Origin of the sequence: Paenibacillus sp. AR247 (genome assembly GCF_002968895.1) — a bacterium.
GTDB lineage: Bacteria > Bacillota > Bacilli > Paenibacillales > Paenibacillaceae > Paenibacillus_AQ > Paenibacillus_AQ favisporus.
The window spans coordinates 1,146,295-1,154,515 of sequence record NZ_PCZT01000009.1 but is presented as its reverse complement, the minus strand read 5'-3'; the positions used below and the strand labels follow the sequence as shown (position 1 = coordinate 1,154,515).

Here is an 8,221-nt window from a genome sequence, read left to right as displayed (position 1 = left end):
GGACAAGTCCCGGCGACACCTGGAACGGTTGACTCCGCACAGCTCGTTCCGGTCGAGGTGCCTGAAGGAAGCGAGACGGTCATCACCCATACGCCGCCAACATCCGTCGAAGTGAAGGACCTCGAGATTCAGGCGCATGTCGAGAATCCGGGCAAGAACAGCGACGGCACTCCGGCTCCTGTGCAGCTGCTCTACAAAACGCCTGGACAAACGAGATATACGGTGATCCCGATGGCAGACGCTCAAGGCACGGGCGACTATAAGGCGACCATTCCGGCCTCGGCGCTGGTTGAGCCCCAAATCGGTTACCGCATCGCAGCCAGCCAAACGGAGAAAGCATACTCCGTCAAGGTGAACCTGCCCGAGTTTGATCCGGCTAAGGCACCTCCGCTGCTGGTCACGGAGCTTGTCCCGAATACTACGAACGTGACCGGGACGTCGACCGACGCATATGAAGCGATTGAAGTGTACAACAATACGGACCAGCCGGTTTCTTTTAAAAACTATAAGCTGTTTTACCGTTATACGGATAAAGGGGCGGCTGGTGATGTCGTATGGCCGTCGACGAAGGAGGACTTTGTCATCCCATCTAAGGGAACGGTCGTTTTCTGGATCAAAAACAGCGCAAACCAGTCATACACGGCGGAACAATTCAACGATTTCTACAAAACGAATCTGGTAGAAAACCAAGACTTGTTTATGATTCAGAGCGACGGGATGTCCAATTCCGGGCGTCGCGCGATTGTCATCAAAACGAATACCGGCAAGGAAATATCGGCGGCTTATTATGACGCGGATACCTTGTACGAGAACGGCACCAAAGGCGACGAAACCAAGGAAAATATGGGGCTGCAGTATGCATACCCTCAGAACGGCAGCACGACGATGATCAAGGCAAGCACCGGGACTCAAGCGGCATCGCCAGGATCGGTAGAGACCTCTCAAGTTCCAAGTGAGCCGGTCCATCAAGAAGAGGACAGCAATCCTCCGACGATCGAAGATGTAACGAAGGTTAAGGAAATCGAACAGTCGAAGTGCCTCGAGCTGATCGCCGATGCGCGGGACGACAAGGAAGTCCGGTCCGTTCAGGTATACGTTCGCTCCGACAAGCAGAGCGATTATACATTGCATAATCTGTCCGAGGACTTCAATGATACGATGTACCACTACAAGCTGTCCTCTGCCGAATTGATCGGCCGAAAATATATCGAATATTATTTTGCTGCGTCGGACGGCGTAAACGAAATGAAAACCAACCCGGTCAAAATAGTCGTTACGGGTGGACCGGATTCTTCTCCACTTCGGCTGAACGTGAAGGACCAACAGATCATTAAGGGGACAAGCACCATTAAAGGCACGGCCGAATCCCTAGGATCGGACAAACTGCAGCTAAGCATTGACGGCAAACTGGTTGCGGATGGCAGCACGTTCACCCAGCTTGAGCATGACGCTTACTTTGTTTTCGATGCAGTCAATGTTGACTATTACTTCAAAAATGCGGTAACGATGGGACCGGCAGAGCTCGGAGACAAATCGATCTTGTATATGTTCCTGGACCCGATCACAACGTATACGACGCTTTCGTTCCCGATCAGCGCCGATCGTCTTAAGGCGGATGAAGACAATATCATTTATGTTCGCGCCGGTTCCAAAACGGGCCCGTTTGACGATCGACCGGAAGAGAACAAGGACGATTTTGAGATCAAGAACGTAAGGCTCGTGCTGGCGGACGGAACCGAAATCTGGGATCCGGCCTATGCCGTTAAGGATCAAGTGATCAAAATGGGGGATTCCGCCGGAAAAAACGAGTCCGTCGGGTTCAAGTTTAACCTGACTGCCGACCAGCTGAAGTCCAAGGCTTACGCCTGGAACACGCTCGAAGCGACAGACGGCCCGCACGAAATCAAAGTGACAGACGGAACGGATGAATATAAGTCTACCGTCATCGTGGATAATACGCCTCCGGAGATCAAGCCATCGATCGAAGGCGGCAAGGAATACCGCGGTGAGTTTACGCTGGATGCCGAAATCGAGGACGCTTATGCGGGTGTGGATAAGGTTGATGTGAAGCTGGACGATCAGAGCATCAAGCTTCCGTATCAAACTTCGTCCGGATCGCTGAAAGGCGGAGAACATTCGCTGACCATTCATGCGGTGGACAAAGCGGGGAATGAAACCACACGGACCGTAAAATTCATAGTGCCGGACGAGAATCCGCTGGCTCCGGAGCTGATCAGCCCGCAGCAAGGGCAGACGAACGTGGGAAGCAGCGCCAATCTGACCGTCAAGGTGCAGGACCCGAGCCAGGACCCGATGAATGTGCTCTTTTACAAGGGGTATAAATACGACGGAAGCCGGACGGAGGACTTTACAGGGTACTTGAACGCTTCGGTGACCGAGCCTCCGAAGGAAATGGTTCCTACGGGCGAAACGCAAATGAATCCGGGGGATTATGCCAAAATCAGTGCGGAAGACGGCAAATATTTGGTGAACGAGTCGGTAGACAAGTTCCCTTACCAGCGGTTCGAAGTGAAGCTTGACCCATCCGTGAAAGCGACGGACCGCGTGGATATTCACTGGAAAGGAAAGTCGCTCGAAGGCCGCAAGGTCAGCTTGTATGCCTGGAGCCCAGCGCAGAGCAAATGGATCCAGCTTGATCATGTGATCGCCGGAACCGAAGACTTTGAGCTGAACGCAACCGTGAAGGCGGGAGATTATGCGTCCGGCCAAGCGATCGACGTCATGGTGCAGGACGAAATCGCCGCGGCGGCGGAGGGTGCGGCCGCAGGCACCAAGCCTTCGCCGGAGCAGGAAGATCCTTACGACTTCTCATTCGTCTGGATGTCCGACACTCAGTACTATTCGCAGAGTTATCCAAAAATTTATCAGGATATCGTCAACTGGATCGCTGCCCAGAAGGAAAAAATGAATATTCAATACGTCATTCACACGGGCGACGTCGTCGACAAATCCTATGAGGAGTATCAGTGGGTCGAAGCCGACAAGGACATGAAGGTGCTGGAGAATGCCGGCATTCCTTACGGCGTACTGGCTGGTAACCACGACGTTGGCCATCAGAATAACGATTATACGAAGTTCAAAGAGTATTTCGGAGAGGACCGGTTTAAGAACAACTCGACGTTTGCCGGTTCCTATGACAACAACCGCGGTCATTATGACCTGGTATCTTCGAACGGAAACGATTTTATCATCGTCTACATGGGTTGGGGTCTCGGGGACGACGAAATCGAATGGATGAACGAAGTGGTGTCCAAGTATCCGGAACGCAAAGCGATCCTGTGCCTGCATGAATATATGCTCGTATCGAATAACCGCGCACCGATTGCGGACCAAATTTTCGAAAAAGTGGTGAAGCCGAACAAGAATGTCATCGCTGCACTGTCCGGGCATTATCACGACGCGGAGCTCAAGGTGGATGAGCTTGATGACAACGGCGACGGCGTGCCGGACCGTAACGTCTATCAGATGCTCGCGGATTACCAGGGAGCGCCTGAGGGCGGGCTGGGTTACATCCGTCTCATGCAGTTCGATATGAAAAACAACAAGCTCCACATCAAAACGTATTCGCCATATTTGAACGATTATAACTACTATGATCCGCAGGAAAATCCGGGCAAAGACGAGTTTGACCTGGACCTGGATCTACAGCCGAAAACCAAGCGGGTTGCGACGGATTACATCAGCGTCAAAGTGTACACCGATAGCGAAATCGGAAGCAGCCGTGATGTGGCCAGCGGGTCCCAGGCATCTGTCTTATGGAACGGGCTGCCTGCGGACAGCTACCAGCAGTGGTATGTAAAAGCGGAAGACGCGCACAGCGGCAGCACGCTCTCCGATATTTGGGGCTTCTATACCGGGAAAAACAATTCCGGCAACCCTGGCGGCGGTAACGGAGGAAACAACGGGGGCGGCAGTGGAGGCAACGGTGGCGGAAATGGCGGCGGAACAACGCCGTCACAACCGGGTAACGGAAACGCCACTTCCCCTGAAACACCTTCTAATCCGGGAACAGGCGGCAATAAGGGAACCGTGGTGCTGAAGCCGGGCACGAACGGAAGCTATCAGGTCGATGCGAAGGCATTAGACCAGGCCATGACCGAAAGCACGAACGGCAAAATCGTCATCACGCTCGACGGAGAGAGCGGCCAAGGACAACAGGCGGCTTCCTTGTCCCTGCCTGCAGCCAGCGTCAAAACGTATCCGGATGGGCGAAGCAGGCTGTTACGGAAGCCGGTCAATTCGGTCTGATGAACGGCAAAGGCGGCGGCAAGTTCGATCCGCAGGGTCAAGTCACCCGCGCAGAAACAGCGAAAATGATGTACACGCTCATCGCGCAAAAATAGCATGAATAAAAAGAGGGGGAAAGCGGCGGTTAAGCCTTCCTGCCTGCCGCAAGCCGGCGCCAGAAATTTTGGCGCCGGCTTGTGTGCGTTTCGATTCCGGCCTTGAAACCGGCGAACGTGCGTTCTATAATCAACACATACAATGAAATTGAAATTCCATAAAGTTTCGGGCTGCCATGATATAATATTTTTAATTCATTATGTTAGTCTTGCTAATCTAGATTGGCTGGTTTGGATTTAGTTTGGAAATCATCGGTTAGGGATGGATATACGTGAACAATAACGAAAGAGGACCCATTGAATTTACGGAAATCGACCTGGGCGGAGATGCCGGAGAAGGCATGCGCATTCCCGCCCGGGACCCCGCGGCCGTCACTCCGTCGAAATCCATAACGTTTAGTATGGAGAGCCGGGAGCAGGCCTTTGCTGAGGAAGCGCTTGGAAGAGCGGATGAAGCTGGCGAGCCGGCCCCATTTGTTCCTTTTATGAGCTATTGGGCGACTTATCAGCAGATGACCGAGGCTCAGCGGAAATGGTATTTTTACTGGAGGAGCGAAGTGCGGCAGGGTCGTTATCATCGTACGGATCTGTCCTATATCTTCATATACGTTTATGAGCTGATTCATCAAGTCGGCTGGACCGATCCCAGGGAAGGATACAGGCTGCTGGATGAGATTTGGACGGCTTACCGGGATAAGTTCCCCAGGCTGGATCATTATTTAAAGGAATGGACCGCAGACTTTGTGCTTATTCACAAGCTTGATATTCCGTTGATTCACATTACGCAAAGGGCGGGCAGCTTGCTGTCCCATGAGCTGATGGATTTGGAGCTCGTTCGTTTGTTCCAAGAAAAACCGCTGCAGATTCCGATGGAATTGCTGCTTATTTTAAGCGATTATGATGTCCAGGACAGCAGGTTTTATGTGGAAGCGGGCCAAGAGGATTTAGATTATCATATTCCGCGGATCGTATCGCTGGCTGCCGGTTATTTACGCGAAAAGGAAAACGATCAATGGAAGGAATTGTTTGCACCGGATATTCCGCCAAAAACAACTGAACGGTATTTGTTCCACAGAGCGGTGTACGATGCCCGTTTGTATGGGCGTTTACTTCCGGTGACCACAATTCCGATCCGCAACCATGCTCCGCTGCGGAGCTGGGTGACGCAAATTATCCGGTACACGGAAAACAAGCTGCGGGAACATCGCGGATTTAAGGGGCGTTTAAGAGGTGTAGAAATCGCCCCCTCGATCGAGCGTCTTGTCGAGCTTTATCTGAAGCGTGAGCTGACCGGCCGCCAGGAGGAAAGACCGGCGATTGTGATCGATTCGGACAAGCTCGCTTCACTGCAAAAGGACACCGAATATGTCCGGAGCATGCTCACCGTTGAAGAACCGGGCACGACAGAGGAAAAAGACGAGGAAACGGTTGCCCCTGCAAATAAGTCGAGCGCTGTCCATTCGGTTACGTCTGGTGAAGGTTCGATTAGCGATCCGGTCGTTGCTCTTCATTCTGAAGAGTCAAGGGAACCTGCAAGCGTTCCGGAGGCGGATCCCCGGTTGGAGTTGGGATCTGGCCAAGTAATGGATACAGCTGTAAGCTCTGATCAGGAACCTGCCCCCGTACCGGAGACGGATTACAGTCCGGCACTCCTTGCAGACGATGATCATGCAGCAAGTACAGATTCGAGGACCTCAGAATCCGTCGAAGCGACGAATGCTGACTCGGCAGCTTGGGACACCTCCGGGCTGGATGAGGAATGGGCCCGCTTTGCTGAGATGCTGGCACCATACCAGCTGGAGGCGCTGCGTGTTTTGACTGGATCAATTCCGAATGCAGACTTAGACCAAGTGGCTGACCGTCACGGGACGATGCCCGGTTTGATCATCGATGAGATTAATGACTTGGCCATGGAGACGATCGGCGACCTGGTCATTGACGGGGACCGAATCGCCCAGGAATATATGGATTGCTTTGAGAACTTGAAAGGATGAAACGAATGAATGAAGTGAAGATACCCAAAAGGCTGACCACTGCGCTCGTGAATTCATTGACGGCGGGTGTCGTGCCCCGCGTAGGGCTGGAGCATGTCGCCGTGGGACGCCGGGCCGAAGTGGACGCTATATTAAGGGATATGGACAACATCGCCGAAGGAGGAGCGGGCTTCAAATTTATTACCGGCCGTTACGGCAGCGGAAAAAGCTTCCTGCTCCAGACCTTCCGCAATTATGCCATGGACCGCGACTTTGTCGTGGCGGATGCCGATTTGTCTCCGGAACGGCGGCTGGTTGGGACGAAGGGCCAGGGATTGGCCACGTACCGCGAGCTGATGACCCATTTATCTACCCGCACGCGGCCGGACGGGGGAGCTTTGGAAGCCATCCTCCAGAAGTGGATCGCTGGTCTGCAGCAGTCCGCGATGCAGGAGAAGGGACTCCGTCCGAATGACGCTGGACTCCATGAAGAGGTGGAGCAGCGGATTTTCACGGTGACTTCACAGATGCAGAGCCTGGTGCACGGGTTTGATTTCGCCAAGGTACTGTCCGTCTACTGGAACGGTTATAAGCTGGGGGACGACGACCGTAAGCAGGCGGCACTGCGCTGGCTTCGCGGTGAAATTCCGACGAAGACGGAAGCGCGGCGGGAGCTTGAGGTGGGCGTGATCATCGATGACGACACCTGGTACGATTACATGAAGCTGTGGGCGGAGTTTACGGCAAAAATCGGATATAAAGGACTGCTGCTGTTCATTGACGAAGCGGTCAATTTGTACAAAATTACGAACAGCGTTTCCCGGCAGAGCAACTATGAGAAGCTGCTGACGATGTTCAATGATACGATGCAGGGGAAAGCCGAACATCTCGGCATCTTTATCGGGGGAACGCCCCAGTTTGTGGAAGATGAGCGCAGGGGACTCTTCAGCTACGAAGCACTGCGCTCCCGCCTGATCGAAGGCCGGTATGCGGGAAGCGGCTTCGCCAATTACTCCGGACCGATCATTAAGCTGGAGATGCTGTCGAGTGAAGAAATTTTCATCCTGCTGGAAAAGCTGACGCGGATTCATGCCACGCATTATGGATATGAGCCTGCAGTAGGAAGCGGCGAAATCATTACGTTTATGGAAAATGCGGCCGGCCGGCTCGGAGCGGATGAGCTGCTGACCCCGCGGGAAGTGATCCGCGATTATATGGATCTGCTTCATACCCTGCATCAGAATCCGGGGATTACCTTTGAGCAGCTGGTCGGGGAGCGCAGCGTGAAGCCGGCGGATGCCGATCCGGACGAAGTCAGCGACTTTTTGGCGGAGTTCGAGCTATGAGCGGCAATCCGTTTTACAAGCTGGCCCCTTTCATTCAGGAGTATATTTACAAAAAAAGGTGGGAGACGCTTCGTCCGGCACAGGTTGAAGCGCTCAATATCTGCTTCGGTACGCGGAACCATCTGCTGATCGCGGCGGGTACGGCTTCCGGCAAGACGGAGGCGGCCTTCTTTCCAGCCATGTCCGAACTGCACGAGCGGCCGGCGAAATCTGTGGGGATTTTGTACATTGGACCACTCAAGGCGCTCATTAACGACCAGTTTGAGCGGATGAAGGACCTGCTGATCGAATCGCGGATCCCGGTATGGCACTGGCACGGTGACGTATCTCAGGCGGAGAAAACGAAGCTGATGCGAAATCCTTCGGGCATTCTGCAAATTACTCCCGAGTCGCTGGAAGGGCTGCTGATGAACCGGCCAAATGCGATCCCGGCGCTATTTCAGGACCTCAGATACATCATTATTGATGAGGTTCATGCGTTTATGGGCGCAGATCGGGGGATTCAAGTGCTGAGCCAGATCACCAGGTTAGAGCGGAT

General features: G+C 53.4%; 5 protein-coding genes. All 5 read left to right on the top strand.

The genetic code is table 11. The features are described from left to right. A partial coding sequence (locus CPT76_RS13425) for a metallophosphoesterase (RefSeq protein ID WP_105443277.1) occupies nucleotides 1-4,269 on the top strand: 4,269 nt, incomplete at its 5' end. After that, nucleotides 4,269-4,364, top strand: coding sequence for an S-layer homology domain-containing protein (locus CPT76_RS42075; RefSeq protein WP_374954643.1), 96 nt, complete (start codon nucleotides 4,269-4,271; stop codon nucleotides 4,362-4,364). The genes CPT76_RS13425 and CPT76_RS42075, both read left to right, overlap by 1 nt. A 272-nt stretch (nucleotides 4,365-4,636) precedes the next feature. After that, nucleotides 4,637-6,358 (top strand): TerB N-terminal domain-containing protein, encoded by a 1,722-nt coding sequence (locus CPT76_RS13415; RefSeq protein ID WP_105443275.1) that lies wholly within the window; start codon nucleotides 4,637-4,639, stop codon nucleotides 6,356-6,358. 5 nt (nucleotides 6,359-6,363) lie between these two features. Then, the gene (locus tag CPT76_RS13410) at nucleotides 6,364-7,683 is read left to right on the top strand and encodes an ATP-binding protein (RefSeq protein ID WP_105443274.1); all 1,320 of its coding nucleotides are present in this window, start codon (nucleotides 6,364-6,366) and stop codon (nucleotides 7,681-7,683) included. After that, the coding region (locus CPT76_RS13405; RefSeq protein ID WP_146116310.1) for a DEAD/DEAH box helicase at nucleotides 7,680-8,221 on the top strand (542 nt) is incomplete at its 3' end. The genes CPT76_RS13410 and CPT76_RS13405, both read left to right, overlap by 4 nt.

Excerpts from the sequence above, each read along its gene's own strand:
- CPT76_RS42075 (WP_374954643.1), top strand. The coding sequence starts at position 4,269 with ATGAACGGCAAAGGCGGCGGCAAGTTCGATCCGCAGGGTCAAGTCACC.
- CPT76_RS13410 (WP_105443274.1), top strand. The coding sequence starts at position 6,364 with ATGAATGAAGTGAAGATACCCAAAAGGCTGACCACTGCGCTCGTGAAT.